The sequence below is a fragment of the Streptomyces sp. NPDC021093 genome (assembly GCF_044333135.1).
Taxonomy (GTDB): Bacteria; Actinomycetota; Actinomycetes; order Streptomycetales; family Streptomycetaceae; genus Streptomyces.
Window position 1 is genome coordinate 969,925 of record NZ_JBIRQJ010000001.1, and the last position, 15,592, is coordinate 985,516.

A 15,592-nucleotide genomic window follows, 5' to 3' on the forward strand; every position below is an offset into this window, starting at 1 on the left:
CGGGCGCCGGGCTCCGCCGCTTCCGGGCCGGGGGACAGGGCGTGCGATGACGCCGTGTGTGCCACAAGGAGATGTCCACCTGCCACTACACGACGCAGCTGATCGAGCCGTCGGGGTGCTCCTTGCACACCGGGTGGTTCTCGCAGTGCGCGGTGTCGTACTCGTCGATGTAGCAGGCGTGCAGGGGGACGTTCGCCACGGCGGCCTGGGACGCGTTCAGGGACAGCAGCATCGCGGTGGCGGACAGGACGAAGGCGGCGACGAGGCGCATGGGGACTGCTCCGGGTTGTCAGAGGGGGGCAACGGCCTCTCCGGATATCGGCATGAGTAGCGTCTCTCTGAACGCCCGAACTCTCGGACTGCCGAACTCCTGAACGGCCGAACGCCCGGCCCCGTCCTCCGGAGCGGCGAAGAGTTCGGCGGACGTTCAGGTTCCGTATGCCGGGTGCCTCAAGACTCCGACCAGCGCGTCGGGCGGTGCTCGGCCGCGTCCGGTCTGTGAAACATGGAGGCTCCGCGTGGTAAGACGTCGTGAACTGCTCGGTCTGGTGGGTGCCGCGGTGGGGGCGGGGGTGGTCGGTGCGGGTACCGCCGAGGCCAGGCCCTCCGGCCCGGGCGGCCGTGGGACACACCGAACACTGAAGATCCTCCAGTTCAACATCTGGCTCGGCGGCAGCCGAGTGCAGGGCGGCCGCGCCGGCATCGCGGACACCGTCGCCGCGGTCAGTCCCGACGTGGTCATGCTCAGCGAGTCGAATCCCGAGCGGGTCGCGCACCTGCTGTCCGATCTCGCCGCCCGGGGTCTGACCTATTACGACAACGCCAATCCCACCGACCCCGCGGTGATCTCGCGGTATCCGATCATCGAGCACCAGTCGTTCCCGTCCTGGTCCAAGGCGGTGATATCGGTGGGCGGCACCGAAGTGGTCGCGTACTCCGGGCACTTGGAGTACCGCTACTACGTGACCTACCTGCCCCGGGGCTACGGCGGCGGAACGCCGTCGCCGCTGGAGACGTCCGAGTACGGCTGGGGCGAGATTCCGACCGGCCCGATCACCGACACCGCCCTGATCATGCGCCTCAACGAGGCGTCGGGGCGCACTGCCGTGACCAGGACCGTGCTTGCCGACGCCGCGCGGGAGAGGCGCAGGGGACGGCTCACGGTCATGGCGGGCGACTTCAATGAACCTTCGCACCGGGACTGGACCCGCAGGACGCGGAATCTGTTCGACCACCACGGTGCGCAGATCGAGTGGTCCACCACCAAGGCCATCGAGAACGCCGGCTTCCGCGACAGCTACCGCGAGATCCACCCCGACCCGGTGCGCACTCCGGGCTTCACCTGGCCCAGTGACAACCCGGGCGCGAAGGTGGAGGAACTCACCTGGGCCCCGAAGGCGGACGAGCGGGACCGGATCGACTTCGTCTTCTACCACCCGGATCGCCGGATCCGGCTCCTGGACAGCGTGGTCGTCGGTCCTTCGCGATCGATCGTGCGCAACGTCCGCACGAGGGAGACCGGCAGGGACAGGTTCCTGGAACCGGACTGGACCTGGCCGACGGACCACAAGGCGGTGCTCAGCACCTTCCGCGTCACCACCCGATCCCGCTGACCCTGCGTGACCGCCGCGGCCCGGGGGCAACCTCCCGGGCCGCGGCCGGGCCACTGCCCGATCCGGCGTTTGCGGGCACCGGCGCGCACCGGCGTGCACCGGCACCGGTACCAGCACCGAGGCATCACGCTTCGGCGAGCAGCGGGTCGAACGGGGTGCTGCGCTGTGCGGCGGAGATGTCCCCGACCCGCTTCGACAGGCCCTGCCACCGATGGAAACGGTTGCTGACCGGTACCGCATCGGGGGCGCCTTCGGCGATGCCCTGCGAGGCGTCGACGTGATCGTGCGTCAGTCGAAGGACGACGGGCGCACGTTCTTCCGCTTCTACGGGGACGACCCGCCGCGTTACACGATCATGCACGTGTCCGACGGCACGGACGTGGCGGCGTACGCGAAGGACCGCGGGTTCCGGAGCACCCGGTCCCTGAAGCCGGGGTGGACGCTCCTCGGGCCGATCCCCGAAGTGCACCGTGAGGACGATCAGTGGCAGTAGGGCTCAGGCAGCGGCGGAACCGGCCACTGCCAGGATGTTGCACCCCTGTACGAAGGTGGCGCTGAGCACCACCGGCAGCACAGGGAATCCACCGCTCACGACAGCAGAGCCGCGGCGAGCTCACGGGGCCGGGCGGCGAACGGGCTGTGGCTGCCCGGGAGGGTGCGCACCGTGAACGGGTTGCCGGGCACGGCCCGGTCGGCTTCCTCGATCATCAGATCCTGCACGGCCGTCGGTATCGCCTGGTCGTCCGCGCAGCGCAGGAAGGTCCGCGGGACGCGCCCCCACCGTTGCGGAGTCACGATGACCGGGGTGCTCGGGATCGACAGCGGCAGATCGGGGCTCAGTGCCGTGCGCCAGCGGTCGAAGCGGTCCGGAGCGATGTCCTGGTAGTAGGTCTGCCGCAGTTCCTCGACGTAGGCGGGATCCGGCGAGAGCGGGTTGATCCGCACGGCGCCCAGTTCCTCGGGGTCGCCGAGGTTGAGGCCCTGGTCGCGTTCCGTGGCGTTCTCGGGCGAGCCGAGATAGCCGTAGAACCGGGGCCGTCCGGCGGGCACGAAGGCCGAGAGGTAGACGATCTCGTCGACGAGTTCGGGTGCGCGCTCGGCAGCCAGTGACGCGGGGCCGCCGCCCGCGCTGTGCGCGACGAGCACGACACGACGGTGGCGGCGGGCCCGGCGAAGCGTGTCCAGCACGGTCTCGGCGCTGTCGTCCATCGTCACGGTGGCGAGCGCGGACTTCTCGGTCAGCAGGCCCGGCTGGCCCGGCTGGAGGTATCCGCTGGGCAGCGGCGCTTCGAAGCCGTGTCCCGGCAGGTCGACGGCCGTGCTCGCGGCACCGAGTGCGGTGAGTGCGCGCTGCGTCGCCGCCCACTGCGCGGAGCTGTGCCAGGCCCCGTGCACGAAGACGAAGACGGCGTCTGTGGAGGAGGAATCAGTCATGACCGCATTCCACGCGACCCGGCCCCGACCATCCAGCGAAAGATCTGACAAGCTTGCCGACGATACCTGGGAGATATGGCTGGGAGGCTGACATGGAGGCGCGGCACCTGCGGTACGCACTGACCCTCGCCGAGCACGCACACTTCGGCCGGGCGGCCGGTGCGCTGGGCATCGCGCAGCCTCCGCTCTCCAAGCAGATCGCCGACCTCGAACGGGAAGTGGGTGCCCGCCTGTTCGATCGCACCCGCCAGGGGGTGTTTCCGACGGCTGCGGGCACGGCCTTCCTGTCCCGGGCGCGCAGGGCGCTCGACGAGATCACGGCGGCCTCGGTCGACGCGGCCAGGGCGGCGCGCGGCGAGACGGGACGGCTGCGCCTGGGGTTCATCGCCTCGGCGCTGCTCGAACCCCTGCCGGACGTCCTCTGCCGGTTCGGCCGCGAACGGCCCGACGTACGGCTGGAACTGCACGAGATGGCGACCAGGCGCAGCACGACCGGGCTCATCGCCGGCGAACTGGACGTGGCCATCGGCCTCGGCCGGCCAGGGGGCATCGGGGCCGAGCAGTTGGTATCGGTTCCGATCGGACACGACCACCTGGTCGCGGTCGTGAACAGCACACACCCGTACGCGGGTCAGTCGTCGGTGGACGTGGACCGGCTGCGGCGACAGCCGCTGATCGTCGCGTCGGAGGAGGACGAGCCCGCCGTCGTCGCCGGGCTGCGGACCCTGCTGGGCAAGGACTCCCCGGCGCTCTCCGGCGCGACCGTCGCGAGGGACATCCACACCATCATCGGCCTCGCCGCCTGCGGGGTGGGCGTCGGTCTGGGACCCTCTCGCATGCTGACGGCCCCACGACGGGGCACGTGGTTCTGCGAGGTGACCCCGCGCACGCCGCTGCCCGATCTGGTCCTGTCCTTCAGCGCCCGGGACCGTTCCCCGGCACTGAACGCCTTCCTCGACGTCATCCGCGGGAACTGCCCCGTGGTCGGTGCCGCGCTCGACCACCGGCTCGGCCCACTCGGACCGCGAGAAGAAGACGACCGCGCCCCGGCCCCTGCCTGACGAACGGGCAGGGACACGGTGCTGCGGCCGGTCTGAGCACTGCCCGAGTCGAATCAACCGCCCAGGGGGAGATACGCCGAGTCGATACGGTCGAGAGCCCAACCTCCGCCCCCGACGCGGCAGTTCAGGGCGGTGTCGGCTGTTTGTGACGCGTTGGTACCGGTGTTGAAGTTGGTATTGGGGCTGTTGGGCAGGAGACCCATGTAGTACTGCCCGCTCGAAGTCCACACACACTGGTGCAGGTTGAGGTACCGGTTGTTGGCCAGGTCGAACGACTTGACGGCGGAGTTGGCCAGGAGCAGTCGCCAACCACCCCCACCAGGAGCACAGTTCAGCTTCGTATCGGCCGTGTCGGAGACGTTGGTGCCGGTGTTGAAGTTGACGTTCGGGGTGTTCGGGAGCACGGCTGTGTAGTGTTGCCCGGCTGAGAAGTACACGCACTGATGCATGTTCAGGTACCGACCGGCGGTGAGATCGAAGTCCTTCACCGCAGAGTTGGCGGGTGCCGGCTTCCAGCCCCCGCCACCCGGACTGCAGGAGAGCGCGCTGTCCGGTGTGCTGGAGATGTTGGTGCCCGTGTTGAAGGCGGTATTCGCCGTGTTCGGGAGCACGTTCGTGTAGTGCCCGCCGCTGCCGACGTAGACGCACTGGTGGAGGTTGAGATAGCGCTCGGCCGGCTGCACTCCTGGTTGCTCTGCCACAGCGGTGGTTCCCAGGGTCAGGCCGATGGCTCCTGCAACTGCTGCCGCGACAACGGAAAACCTGCGCATGGCACGTTCCTCCCGAACCGACGATGCCGCCCATCAGGGCATGGACTCACCAAGCTACTGATGCGGAGCCCCGAGGGCGCGCGAGCGCACAAGAGGTCCCTCGTATGGCGCAATCTCCCGAGTGCCGGTGCGGTCGGTGGGAGCCCTCCTGGACGTGGATCGGGGCGGGTAGCCTGTCCCGGCAGCCGAGTGACGTAGCCGAGGAGCACCCCTTGCCCGAGCAGACTCCTGGGTTCGGTACGGCCCGCCCCACCCTGGAAGCGGTCGCGGCCCGTGCCGGTGTCTCCCGGGCCACTGTCTCCCGCGTCGTCAACGGCGGCGCCGGTGTCCGGGTGTCCCTGGTGGAGAAGGTGCGCCAGGCGGTGGAGGAGCTGGGATACGTTCCCAATCACGCGGCCCGCACCCTGGTCACCCGGCGCAATGGCGCGGTCGCCGTGATCATCGCCGAACCGGAGTTCAGAATCTTCTCGGACCCCTTCTTCGCCCAGCAAATACGCGGAATCAGCCGGGAGTTGACGGCGTACGACTCCCAACTCGTCCTGCTGTGGGTGGAAGGACCGGGCGACTACGAGCGCATAGCCCGCTACCTGGGAGGTGGCCACGTCGACGGGGCGCTCGCCTTCTCGCTGCACGACGACGACGAACTCCCCGCGATCATCGGCCGGACGAAGGTGCCGTCGGTGTTCGGAGGGCGGCCGGGGAAGCCGGGCCGGGCCGGGTCCGAGGGTGCGGCATCCGGACCCGCAGTGCCGTACGTCGACTGCGACAACCGGGGCGGAGCACGGGAAGCGGTACGGCACCTGGTCTCGCTCGGGCGGAAGAACATCGCGCACATCGCGGGCCCGCTCGACCAGACGTCCGCGCTGGACCGGGCCGACGGCTATCGCGACGTACTGTCGGGTGTCGGGTCCGAGCTGATCAGCGAGGGGGCCTTCACGGAGGAGAGCGGTGCGCGTGCGATGGCCGAACTGCTCGACCGGCAGCCGGGCCTGGACGCGGTGTTCGCCGCCAACGACCTCATGGCAGCAGGGGCGTTGGCGACATTGCGCGAGCGAGGCCTGCGGGTTCCGGAGGATGTCGGCGTGGTCGGATTCGACGACATGGCCTCGGTGGTGGAGAGGATCGACCCTCCTCTGACGACGGTGCGTCAGGACGTGGAGGAGATGGGCCGGTTGATGGTACGGCTGCTGATGCGATTGCTGGGGGAGAGGGGGTCGGGGGCGCCGGTCCCGGAGCCGGTGATCACACCCACCGTCCTGGTGCGGAGAGCTTCGGCGTAGGCGCCGGCGGGGCGGGAGAGCCCCGTCGGCGCCCGTCACGGGCCAAGCCGGGTCAGTCGGGTCAGCCGGGTCAAGCCGGGTCAGTCGGATCAAGCTGGGTCAGCCAGTCAGCCGGTCAGCCGAAAGGAATCGTCAGTACCGAATCGGCCGTCCCGGTCCTCAGCTTCGCCGGGGCGTTCCCGATCGCCGACCACACCTCCAGGCGTACGGTCCCGCCCTTCAGGTTCCCCAGCGAACCGGTCGCCGACTTCAGGCCGCTGCCCTCGCCGTACGTCTCCCATCCGGTCACCGGGTCGGTCGCGAAGTACCGGTAGGTCTCCGTCCGCTCGAAGGTGCCGTCGCCCGTGAGGTCGTAGCTGATCCTGGCCTGCGGGCCGAGGCCGACCGCGGTTCCGGCGTCCACCTGGAGGCGGAAGGATGTGGAACCGCCCGCAGCAAGGACGCCGTTGACCTGCTTCGCCTCGTAGACCAAGGGCCGGTAGGGGATGCCGTCGTGGTTCGTGCCGTCCGCCGGGGCGAGGGTGTCGCTGCCGGCCGTGGTTCCGGTCGCCGTGGTGAGCGTGCCTCCGGTGCGGAGCTGGAAGACGTTCCCCGTGGGCGGGTCGGGGTCGGGGTCCGGGCCGCCGCCGGTTCCGGTGCCCGTCGCCGTGGAGCGGGCCGGGACGGTGAGGGTCTTGCCGTCGGAGAAGGTGACGGTGCGGGGCGCGGGGTCGAAGTTGTGCGCCGCGTAGGTGCGTACCGTCCCCTTGGTGAAGACCGCTGACGTCGGGATGTCGCCCGTCACCCCGGTGTCGGGGGCGCCGAGCGCGTCCAGGGTGCCGGTCCAGTGGTAGGTGTGCGCCTTGGACTCGCCCTGCTCCGGCGTGTAACCGCCGTTGCCCGCATCCCACTTGGACTTCGCGGCGCCCGGGTCGGCGAGTGACTCGAACTCCCAGAGGATGTCGCGCCACTCGACGGCGGGCCCGCCGTTCTCCCGTACGAGTTCGGCGAGGTTGCGCCGGATCGCGGCCTTGTGCCCGGACAGGTGGAGGGAACCGCCGGTGACCGGGAGGACGTTGATGCCGTGGATCTCTTCGGGGTTCGCCGTCCACCACGTCGAGTACGCCGCGCCGCTGCCCCACACCATCCCGGCCGTGTCGTGGCCGAAGCCTGCGGGGAACACCTGCTCGTCGGCGTCGAACCAGTACTGGGCGATCGCCTCCGACTCGGTGGTGAGCAAGTAGGCGCCCAGATCGCGGAGTTCGGTGCTTCCGGTGGCCGAACCCCAGAGTACGAGGGCCGCGCTGAGGTTCGTCGACTCGGACGACGACTCCTGGTTGTTGCCCGCGGCGAAGCCCTGGTGTCCGGAGGCCCAGCTGTGGCCCGCGTAGACGTCGAAACCCCGCAGGAACGGGAAGGCCGTGTCGCCCCTGGCGGGGTTGGCCGCGTCCTTGATGAGGGTCTTCACCATGCCGCCCCACGCCGAGTCGGCGGCCCAGGCCTGGTCGTACTGGGCGACGATCGCGGCGGCGTAGACGTAGTAGCTGTAGTGGAAGTGGTGGTCGTTGAGTTCCGTGTCGCTGCCGTACGAGGCCGGGTAGCCGGTGAGGGTCTGCCAGTCCTTGTCGTACGAGAACTCACTCGCGCCGCCCGCGGTGAACCACTCCTGGAGCCGGCCCTTGAGCAGGCCGAGGAGTCTGTCGCGGGTGGCGCTCTCGCCGAACTGGTCGGCGACCGGGACGAGTTGGGCGAGCCTGCCGAGCGCCTTGCCCGTCCAGTACGTGTCCGTGGCCCCCGAGAACGGGTCGGCCGCGTTCGCCACCTCGTCGAGATACGTCTTCAGGCGGGCCCGGTCGACGCCCGAGGACTTCGGGAGGGCGGGCAGTACAGGGGAGGACTTCTGGGTGGTGGTGAAGGCCGTGCCCTCGCGGACCTTCATCGTGCCGCGCGGCGAGACATAGGTGTAGGAGGTCAGCGGGTCGGTGGTGTGCAGCCACTGGTGGCGGTAGAGCGCCTGGAGCGTACCGGTCTCGCTGCCCTCCTGCGCCTGGGTGGTGAGGGTGTAACCGGCCTTCACCGAGCCCGCGGCGGAGGACCAGGTCGCCTTGGAGCCGGTGACGAAGCTGAAGGCGTACTTCTTGTACGTGGCGAGCGCGTCGGCGGAAGGGAGGACGGCCAGGGAGAAGTAGTCCTTGGCGCCCAGACCCGCGGTGATCGTGGAGCCCGAGACGTTCCAGTCGCTGCCGGTCGGGGCGAAGAGGGCGTAGTGGTGACCCGCGACCGTGATGCCCAGGACGTTGCCCTGGTCCGCGAAGACGGCCGGTGCGGCGGCGGTGGTGATCTGGGCGTTGCCGCCCGAGCCCTTGGCGTACACGAAGGGCAGGCCGTGGCCGATGGTCGTGCGCAGGGTGCGGGCGCCGTCCGACCAGTAGGGGGTGACGGTCCAGTCCGACCAGGAATCGGCCTTCGTGTCGGGGGAGTTGAGGCGGGTGAGGCCGAGGGTGAGGTCGCGCTTGTGCGCGTACTCGTACTGGCGGCCCTCGCCGACGACCGCGGGGGTGGTGGGGTAGCCGACCTCCAGGCCGCCCGCAGTGGCCTGGTAGGTGAGCGGGTGTCCGTACATCGGGGTGGAGTACGGGTTGTCGCCGTACCGCTGGAAGGCCAGGGACGACCACCAGTCGTTGGTGGGAACGGGCCTGCCCTTGGCCGCCGGGGTGACCTTGGGGGTGACCGGGGCGCCGGTGTTGGTGGTGGGGCCCGAGGTTCCTGCGGGGCGGGTGTCGGAGTAACTGCCGGAACCCACCGGAACATTGGCTGCCGCCGCCGGTGAGGCGGCGGGGCCGAGCCCGACGGCGGCCAGCGCGGCGACCAGGACCAGAGCGGCGACCGGTCTGCAGCGGGGCGTTTCGCTGCGAGGAGTTCTGCTGCGGGGAGTTTCGCTGTGGGGGGTGGGGTGCGAGCGGGGATCTGGCATGGACGGCACCTCGAAGTCTTGACGGGAAGGGCCTATCGAGAGCGCTCTCAGACGTCAAGGAACGTAGGACTGCGGAAACGCAAGTGTCAATAGGGGGCGCCAGTAGGGGAGTTGGGCACATCGTCGGTCCGTTGCGTCTTCGAGCCTTGATGGGGCGTAAGCGGGCGGGGAGCTTCTGTGCGGCGGTGTGCGTCGGCGGTGTGCGTCGGTGATGTGCATCCGACGCGGTCATCGCGACTCGCGTCATCACTACTGTCCTGCCCGCTGCCCGCTGCCCGCTGCCCGCTGCCCGCTGCCCGCTGCCCGCTGCCCGTCGTGCCCGGCGCATGCGCGCGCTGCATTGGCATGGACCTGCCCGCGTTCCTTCGCTAGTCTCCTCACCGGCACGCCCTGAGAGCGCTCTCAGATCGCATCGTACTGTTCCATCCCCCCATCGCCGGAACAACGAACGAAGGGCCAACCCACATGAGACGTATGGCAGTTCTGCGCACCGCCTTGTCCGCACTCCTCGTCGCAGGTGCCGGGGCAACGGTCGGATCCGCCCCCGCGTCCGCGGCCGAGGACGCCCCGGAGGCCGTTCGCGCCCCGGCGTCCGCGGGCGTACTCACGGCCATGCAGCGCGACTTCGGGCTCACCCGGAGCGAGGCGGAGGCCCGGCTCGCCGCGGAGAAGGAGGCGACCGCCGTCGAGAAGCGGGCCAGAGCGGCGGCGGGAGCCGACTACGCCGGCTCGTGGTTCACCCCGGACGACGGGCGTCTGACCGTAGCCCTCGCCGGTCAGGACAAGGCCGCTGAGGTGCGGGCCGCCGGTGCGACCGTGAAACCGGTCGCCCGCAACGCCCGGCAGCTCGAAACGAACCTGCGGCGCCTGGACTCCCTCAAGGCGCCCACCGGCGTGAGCAGTTGGCACGTCGACTGGAAGACCAACAAGATCGTGGTGGAAGTCCAGACCGAACGACAGAAGGACAACGATGTCAAGCGCTTCCTCGCGCAGGCGCGCAGCACCGGGCCGCTGACGGTCCGGGCCACGCACCACAAGCCGACGACCCTCGCTGCGGGCACGGTCGGCGGCGACCCGTACTACACGGGCAACGTCCGCTGCTCCATCGGCTTCTCCGTGCACGGCGGATTCGTCACAGCGGGCCACTGCGGCGGCACGGGCCAGGGCGTCAACGGCTGGGACCGCTCGTACATCGGCAACTTCCAGGGCTCCTCGTTCCCCGACAACGACTACGCCTGGGTCAACGTCGGCAGCGGCTGGTGGACCGTCCCGGTGGTCCTCGGCTGGGGCACGGTCTCCGACCAACTCGTCCGCGGCTCGGCCGAGGCACCCGTCGGCGCGTCCATCTGCCGTTCCGGTTCCACCTCCCACTGGCACTGCGGAACAGTGCTCGCCAAGAACGAGACCGTCAACTACAGCCAGGGCGCTGTCCACCAGATGACGAAGACGAACGCGTGCGCCGAACCGGGCGACTCGGGCGGCTCGTTCATCAGCGGTGACCAGGCCCAGGGCGTCACCTCCGGCGGCTGGGGCAACTGCAGCAGCGGGGGAGAGACCTGGCACCAGCCCGTCAACGAGATCCTCAACCGCTACGGACTGACCCTGCACACGGCCTGACGCGGCCGACACGGCCTGACCACCGGCCGAGCCCGACCGGGCCGGTGCGGCGTCGCATCCGTGACTGCCGCACCGGCCTGCTCGCCGACCTCCGCGTGCGTCGGTGCGACGTGGATCCGTGCGACGGGCGTCCGCGCGGCGCAGGACGGGAATGTCCAGGCCCGGCGCATGCGCTGCATGTGCCTCGGTCTCCACCCGGCCGGCGGTCAGCGTCGGTGGAGTGTCTGGAGCGCCTCGACGAGCACCTTGGGATCGTGCTGGCCCTTGTAGACCGGTGGCGGCTGCTTGCCCCGGCCCAGCAGTCCGGCGACGGCCGTCCAGGCGGTGCGTACCGAGTACTCGACGGTGAACACCACGTCGTCGGGCACCTCCGCGTACTGGCCGATGAACGCCAGGTTCGTCGACCCCTCCGGAACGACCTGCGGCCGGTCGCCGCCCTTGCGGACCAGGAATTGGCTGGTGATGTACGGCATCAGCGCCGGAATGACGATCGATCCGTCGAGGATCCCGCCGCGCTGTTCCTCCGCGAACGGCAGGTGGTGCAGGACCTCGTCGAGGATCTCCCGACCGGTGCAGTCGCGCATCTTCTTCTTGACGAAGTCGCCCTCCTTGTCGGGGAAGAGGGCGTAGCCCCACCACACGAAGGTGTCCTCGGGCTGGTCGCGGAAGTGCGGCTGGTGGTTGAGGACGATGGTCAGCAGCCAGCTGGAGGTCTTGAAGGTGATCAGGCCGCCCTTGCCCGCCTCGCTGCCGCTGAACTTCTCCATCAGTCCGAAGAAGGAGGGGTCCTTCGTGGTGACGGTGAACGACTCCCAGGTGGAGTCGTCCACGGAGGAGTCGAAGACGCTCGGATCGCCCAGGCCGGGCCTCTTGGCCACGAGCGTCTCCCACAGGTCCCAGGCGCCGCTGGGCGTCGTGGTGTCCAGGACGGGGGCGCTGTCGGTGCTGCCCAGGGTGGAGTTGGCCGTCATCGACCCGTTGGTGACCATCACCAGGTCGTCGGGGGCCAGCGTGATCTCCTCGGTTCTGCCGCCGCGCTCGACGGAGATCGCCTCGACGGTCAGCGCGTCGCCCTCCGCGAGCCTGAGGTCGGTGACCTTGGTGCCGAGCCGGAGGGTGACACCCTGCTCGGTCAGCCACTTCAGCAGCGGCCGGACGATCGAGTCGTACTGGTTGAACTTCGTGCGGTAGATCCCCGACATGCTGTCGAAGGTCTTGAAGAGGTGCACAAACCGGTTGAGGTAGCGGCGGAACTCGATCGCGCTGTGCCAGGGCTCGAACGCGAAGGTGGTGCACCACATCGCCCAGAAGTTGGTCCGGAAGAACTCCTCGTGGAAGAGGTCGCTGATGCGTTTGCCGTCCAGGAGGTGTTCCGGAGTGGCCACGGCCGTGACGAGTTCGAGCCGGTCGCGCTCGGAGAACGTCATCGAGTGCGCGTCCAGGACCTTGCCGTCCGCATCGACCAGACGGGCATGGTCGTTCCACGCGAAGTCGTCGTGGAAGGCGAAGGTGTCCTCGGTCACCGACTTCGTCGGGTCGTCCAGTGACGGAATGGAGGAGAGGAGGTCGTAGGTGCACTCGAAGTGCAGCTCGAACATGCGCCCGCCGCGCATCGTGTACCCGGTCTCGGGAGAGCCCGCGGCGTCCAGGCTGCCGCCCTCGCGGTCCTGCTCCTCCAGGACGACGATGTCCTCACCGGAGAAGCCCGCCTCACGGATCAGGAGTGCCGCTGCCGACAGGGACGCGATCCCGCTGCCCACCAGAAACGCCTTCGCCACAGCCATCACTCGCCTTCATGTCGATCAGGTGCACCCCCGTCCCTCCTGGCCGATCGTGGCACGCGACCGGAGCTGCGGCGTGCGGAGGGCGCAGACGGGTGAAACGTCCCGGCCGGAGAGCAGAGAGTGGGCCGTGACGAGGGGTGTCGCTACGGCTCGCGATGAACCTGCCCGACCCGGCTGGACCGGCTGGACTGGCTGGACTGGCTGGACCGGCTGGACTGGCTGTGCAACGTTCACGGAACGCCCCGTCGATCGCTGCACAGGTGGCGGAAGCGGTTCGAGCAGGAGGGGCCCCAGCCTTGCCCGGCTGCTGACCCTGGACGGCCGCCATTGCCAGGGCGTCGGCCACCGTGACCAGCCCTGGATCAGGGCGCTGGGCCCGCAACAGGGGTAAGCCGACGTCCAGTTGTAGAACGCACCTGGGTGCGGTTCTTCCGGGGCGACCCAGCCGAGCGAGCCGTGAGGTCGTATCCCTCCAGCACCCGACGGCTGAACCGTCCAGGGCTGTCCGCCGGCGCGATCGGCACCGCCTACCCTGCCTACCCCGCCAGCTTCGCCAGCTTCGCCAGTTTCGCCAGCCAAGGATGCCCGGGGTGCACGAATTCCAGCCACCCGTTCAGGGTTTCCTGCCGGGCTCGGGCCAGCAGCGGCAGCATGCCGTCGAAGTCCGCCTGGTCCTGGGGCCGCAGAGCCTTCGCCTTGAACAGCAGTACCAACTCAGGTATCAGATAGGGGATACCGTCCACCGTCCGCTCGATGACCGCGTCGTACGGCAGTCGCAGTCTCTCGTCCCGTCTGCAGAGCCATGTCCCGCCCTCGTGGGGCTCGCGGAAGACGTCGAACAGGAACCGGCCGCTCGCCGGTTCGCGGAACCACGTCTGGTGAGTGGCGGCCAGCGCCTCGGCTCCCGCCCCTGCCCAGACCCGTCCGGAACCCACCGCGTCACACGCGTACTCGGGGAAACGGTCCCGGATCTCCGGAAAACCTGCCGCGGGTACCGCGATCTCCAGATCACCGTGCGGCCGCGACTGCTCCCCGCGGAACAGATCCAGCGCCCACCCCGCCGCGACGCACCAGGGTGTCCCGATCCCGTCCAGCCGCTCCGCGACCTGTTCCGGGCGCCAGGCATCCGCCCAGCGGGCATCCAGTTCGTTCAAATCGAGCACAGCGCCGCCGGGCGGCAGGGAACCAGTCATCGGCACAACCTACTCCGCACTCCTGCTAGCCTCCGGCTTCGAATTCATTCGGAGTCATGTAATCAACACCATCCTGGGGATTTTCACCGATGGTCAAGAGCTTCTTCCCGTGCTCGTCTTCGCTAATCAATACCTGCTGGGTCTTTCCTGAGCTTACGTTGTACTCGGCTGTCAGGGTCCATTCGCAGGCCAGCTGGGATTGAGGCCATAATTTGAAGTACCCGGGACTTTCCCCGTTCCCTAGCGATATCACTTTGTTCCATTGGGGTGTATCTTCGATTGGCGCCCCAGGGATGCCCTTCTCCATCGCCGGTACGGCCTCTTTGGCCTTGGCCCCGTTGTTGAAGAAGAAGTGGATGTCCCCCCAGGTGACGGCGCCGGCTCCGCTGGTCGAGATCACTGTCTTCACCTTGGAGGGCCGGCACTGCGTCGGTTTCGCCAACAGCTTTGTGATGGATACGGGCTTGGCGCGCTCGCTGGTGAACTGGGCCAAGTAGCCGTCCGCTCTTCCGCCTACTCTCCTGGCACCCCACGGCCGGACGATGCTCCAAATCTTCTTCCCGTCGCCACGAGTCGCTTTCAGTCTCGCTCTCTCTTCCGCTGTGAGATATCGATCCAGGTGGAAGGCGAACCATCCTTCGTCACCGTCCACTGCGGGCATTATTTTCCAGTCAAACGGAGGCTTTTTGTCGTCGATTGCATCCGTCGCCCGATCTTCCGTGGCGGCTCGCTCTTCCGTGAAAATAAGATCCATTTCCGCGGTAACGTAAATGGTTAATGCTCCTGCCACGGCGGCGGCGACGACAATGAAGGCAACGCGTTTGGCTTTCCATCCCGGGCTTCTCCCGGACTCTGCGGTTTCTGGCGAGACGATCGACAGAAGGTCGTCCAGGGCCGCGCTCCGCCTCGCCCTGCCGGATGCCGGGGGTTCGTTTCCAGGGTCCCTCGCGCTCGGGGGGTCCTCAGGGGTAACGCTGTCTCGATCCGGCACAGACCCTCCCTTGCGACTCAACTGGCCGTATTCCAGGCCAGGTTACGCCCGAAGCAGGCCCATTCCAAGATGAGGGATCTGCGGGCGGGCTGGGCTGCTGCACCACGTGAAGCAGCTCTTGGCGGGCAGGTTCACGACCAAGACCTCGTACACCTGGAGCCGGACCCTGTTTCGGCCAGCACCGAAACTCGTGGACAGGCCCGGTTCGTACGCCTTTAGTTTCCTTGGTATCGGAAATTACCTCTCACGGGGGAGGCGCACATGAAGAAGTCAAAATTCGCCGCGATGCTCGCCGCCGTCACGCTCAGCATGGCGGGGGCGGGGCTGGTACCGGCATCTGCCGCCCAGGCATCGTCCGCCGAGGTGTCGCAGACCGGATCGGGTACATCGGCTGCATCGGAGGCACCGGCCGTCAAAGAGGTTCTCCAGGGGAATCGCGCCCTGATCTACCAGGGCGACGACTGGGCCTACTTCAATTTCAAGACCAAGAAGGTGAAGGTCTGCGACAAGGAAAAGGACGGCCACGCGGTCTACGCGTACCTGAGGCACCGCAATGGCCTGGACGCCGATGTCCTCTACGACAACACCAAGGGCTGCACGACCCACACCATCAGCTCCAAGAAGGCGTACATGTACATCACGGTGTGCGAGTCGGTGTGGGGGCCGGACTGGTGCCGCCAGCCGAGGGTGGACCTGCGGTGACACACATGCCGTGACAGACGGGCATCGGGGACGGGCACCGCTGGCGGGTGCCCGTCCTCGTGCGGGTGCGTGAGCTTTCCGGGACCGGCCGCGTGGGTGCTACCGGTCCCGTGCTCTCGGCGTTCTGGTCGCAGCCGGCGTTGGCGGTCCGGCCGACGACGGTAAGGAACCGTGCTCAACGGTGATGCCTGCCG

Annotated in this window: 13 protein-coding genes; 6 read left to right on the plus strand and 7 right to left on the minus strand. The window is 68.6% G+C overall.

The features are described from left to right. Positions 1 to 85: 85 nt before the first annotated feature. Complete coding sequence (locus ACH4SP_RS04360; RefSeq protein ID WP_398409072.1) at positions 86 to 271, minus strand: hypothetical protein; 186 nt, start codon at positions 269 to 271, stop codon at positions 86 to 88. 247 nt (positions 272 to 518) lie between these two features. On the opposite strand from ACH4SP_RS04360, the gene ACH4SP_RS04365 reads away from it, so the two are divergent. Together ACH4SP_RS04365 and ACH4SP_RS04370 are read left to right on the plus strand one after the other, a co-directional pair. Continuing rightward, the gene (locus ACH4SP_RS04365) at positions 519 to 1,613 is read left to right on the plus strand and encodes an endonuclease/exonuclease/phosphatase family protein (protein WP_398409074.1); all 1,095 of its coding nucleotides are present in this window, start codon (positions 519 to 521) and stop codon (positions 1,611 to 1,613) included. 211 nt (positions 1,614 to 1,824) lie between these two features. Beyond that, the gene (locus ACH4SP_RS04370; protein ID WP_398409076.1) at positions 1,825 to 2,106 is read left to right on the plus strand and encodes a hypothetical protein; all 282 of its coding nucleotides are present in this window, start codon (positions 1,825 to 1,827) and stop codon (positions 2,104 to 2,106) included. A 95-nt stretch (positions 2,107 to 2,201) separates the two neighbouring features. On the opposite strand, the gene ACH4SP_RS04375 is transcribed toward ACH4SP_RS04370, so the two are convergent. Then, on the minus strand, positions 2,202 to 3,047 hold the full coding sequence (locus ACH4SP_RS04375) for an alpha/beta fold hydrolase (protein ID WP_398409078.1): 846 nt from the start codon (positions 3,045 to 3,047) through the stop codon (positions 2,202 to 2,204). A gap of 92 nt (positions 3,048 to 3,139) precedes the next feature. Between ACH4SP_RS04375 and ACH4SP_RS04380 the strand changes: the two genes are divergently transcribed. Continuing rightward, entirely contained in the window at positions 3,140 to 4,108 is a 969-nt protein-coding gene (locus ACH4SP_RS04380) for a LysR family transcriptional regulator (protein ID WP_398409080.1), read from the plus strand. A gap of 53 nt (positions 4,109 to 4,161) precedes the next feature. Here ACH4SP_RS04380 and ACH4SP_RS04385 read toward each other — a convergent pair whose 3' ends face one another. Next, positions 4,162 to 4,878, minus strand: coding sequence for a hypothetical protein (locus ACH4SP_RS04385; protein ID WP_398409082.1), 717 nt, complete (start codon positions 4,876 to 4,878; stop codon positions 4,162 to 4,164). A gap of 212 nt (positions 4,879 to 5,090) precedes the next feature. On the opposite strand from ACH4SP_RS04385, the gene ACH4SP_RS04390 reads away from it, so the two are divergent. After that, positions 5,091 to 6,158, plus strand: a complete 1,068-nt coding sequence (locus ACH4SP_RS04390) for a LacI family DNA-binding transcriptional regulator (protein ID WP_398409084.1) — start codon at positions 5,091 to 5,093, stop codon at positions 6,156 to 6,158. A 115-nt stretch (positions 6,159 to 6,273) separates the two neighbouring features. On the opposite strand, the gene ACH4SP_RS04395 is transcribed toward ACH4SP_RS04390, so the two are convergent. After that, positions 6,274 to 9,111 (minus strand): glycosyl hydrolase, encoded by a 2,838-nt coding sequence (locus ACH4SP_RS04395; protein ID WP_398409086.1) that lies wholly within the window; start codon positions 9,109 to 9,111, stop codon positions 6,274 to 6,276. Between the two features lie 465 nt (positions 9,112 to 9,576). On the opposite strand from ACH4SP_RS04395, the gene ACH4SP_RS04400 reads away from it, so the two are divergent. Further along, positions 9,577 to 10,728 (plus strand): S1 family peptidase, encoded by a 1,152-nt coding sequence (locus tag ACH4SP_RS04400; RefSeq protein WP_398409087.1) that lies wholly within the window; start codon positions 9,577 to 9,579, stop codon positions 10,726 to 10,728. A gap of 206 nt (positions 10,729 to 10,934) precedes the next feature. Here ACH4SP_RS04400 and ACH4SP_RS04405 read toward each other — a convergent pair whose 3' ends face one another. From ACH4SP_RS04405 to ACH4SP_RS04415, 3 genes are all read right to left on the minus strand, one after another. Next, positions 10,935 to 12,506: an oleate hydratase gene (locus ACH4SP_RS04405; protein ID WP_398409535.1), complete on the minus strand. Its 1,572-nt coding sequence runs from the start codon at positions 12,504 to 12,506 to the stop codon at positions 10,935 to 10,937. A gap of 542 nt (positions 12,507 to 13,048) precedes the next feature. Further along, positions 13,049 to 13,705, minus strand: a complete 657-nt coding sequence (locus ACH4SP_RS04410; protein ID WP_398409089.1) for a nucleotidyltransferase domain-containing protein — start codon at positions 13,703 to 13,705, stop codon at positions 13,049 to 13,051. 25 nt (positions 13,706 to 13,730) lie between these two features. Further along, positions 13,731 to 14,696 carry a hypothetical protein gene (locus ACH4SP_RS04415; RefSeq protein WP_398409091.1) on the minus strand — a complete coding sequence of 322 codons (966 nt, stop codon included), beginning with the start codon at positions 14,694 to 14,696 and terminating at the stop codon, positions 13,731 to 13,733. Between the two features lie 261 nt (positions 14,697 to 14,957). On the opposite strand from ACH4SP_RS04415, the gene ACH4SP_RS04420 reads away from it, so the two are divergent. After that, on the plus strand, positions 14,958 to 15,398 hold the full coding sequence (locus ACH4SP_RS04420; RefSeq protein ID WP_398409093.1) for a hypothetical protein: 441 nt from the start codon (positions 14,958 to 14,960) through the stop codon (positions 15,396 to 15,398). Positions 15,399 to 15,592 lie beyond the last annotated feature (194 nt).

Bases quoted from the DNA above. Each gene is read 5' to 3' on its own strand.
- ACH4SP_RS04360 (WP_398409072.1), bottom strand. From the start codon at position 271: ATGCGCCTCGTCGCCGCCTTCGTCCTGTCCGCCACCGCGATGCTGCTG.
- ACH4SP_RS04370 (WP_398409076.1), top strand. From the start codon at position 1,825: ATGGAAACGGTTGCTGACCGGTACCGCATCGGGGGCGCCTTCGGCGAT.
- ACH4SP_RS04375 (WP_398409078.1), bottom strand. From the start codon at position 3,047: ATGACTGATTCCTCCTCCACAGACGCCGTCTTCGTCTTCGTGCACGGG.
- ACH4SP_RS04380 (WP_398409080.1), top strand. From the start codon at position 3,140: ATGGAGGCGCGGCACCTGCGGTACGCACTGACCCTCGCCGAGCACGCA.
- ACH4SP_RS04385 (WP_398409082.1), bottom strand. From the start codon at position 4,878: ATGCGCAGGTTTTCCGTTGTCGCGGCAGCAGTTGCAGGAGCCATCGGC.
- ACH4SP_RS04395 (WP_398409086.1), bottom strand. From the start codon at position 9,111: ATGCCAGATCCCCGCTCGCACCCCACCCCCCACAGCGAAACTCCCCGC.
- ACH4SP_RS04400 (WP_398409087.1), top strand. From the start codon at position 9,577: ATGAGACGTATGGCAGTTCTGCGCACCGCCTTGTCCGCACTCCTCGTC.
- ACH4SP_RS04410 (WP_398409089.1), bottom strand. From the start codon at position 13,705: ATGACTGGTTCCCTGCCGCCCGGCGGCGCTGTGCTCGATTTGAACGAA.
- ACH4SP_RS04420 (WP_398409093.1), top strand. From the start codon at position 14,958: ATGAAGAAGTCAAAATTCGCCGCGATGCTCGCCGCCGTCACGCTCAGC.